The organism is Oceanobacillus damuensis (genome assembly GCF_001618145.1).
GTDB classification, from domain to species: Bacteria; Bacillota; Bacilli; order Bacillales; family Amphibacillaceae; genus Oceanobacillus; species Oceanobacillus damuensis.
Map to the genome: position 1 here is coordinate 1 of NZ_LQNF01000074.1, position 517 is coordinate 517.

The window sequence follows — 517 nt, forward strand, 5'->3', positions numbered from 1 at the left end:
ACGGTAGACTCTAGGAGCTGAAGCTGGATATTACGGAACGCTATTCTTTGGAATAGTTAGAACATACTTGGTTGTTTGGTTCAGTTTTGAGAGATTAATTTCTCCTAACAATAATAGTTTAAAATAGATGGGCCTGTAGCTCAGCTGGTTAGAGCGCACGCCTGATAAGCGTGAGGTCGGTGGTTCGAGTCCACTCAGGCCCACCATCTATTAAACTGAATACGGGGCCTTAGCTCAGCTGGGAGAGCGCCTGCCTTGCACGCAGGAGGTCAGCGGTTCGATCCCGCTAGGCTCCATTTTTGTACCTTGAAAACTAAATAAGAGTAATCAACGACATCAAATAAAAGGCTGAAGCGACTGTTCAGAAACGGACGCATAAGCAAGGGACTGGAAAACGCTGAGGTTTAGCGTTTGGAATGTCAATTGCTTATGACGGTAGTTTCTAGGAGCTGAAGCTGGATTAGAAATAAAGCAAGGCTAATAAATTAGTACGCTTATTTACTGTAACTTAGTTAAG

Annotated in this window: 2 tRNA genes; both read left to right on the forward strand. The window is 43.9% G+C overall.

Annotation, left to right across the window (positions count from 1 at the left end):
* Window positions 1-129: 129 nt before the first annotated feature.
* A tRNA-Ile gene (locus A4245_RS19445) sits at window positions 130-206 on the forward strand.
* Between the two features lie 17 nt (window positions 207-223).
* Window positions 224-296 (forward strand) — tRNA-Ala (locus tag A4245_RS19450).
* The last annotated feature ends 221 nt before the right edge of the window (window positions 297-517 follow it).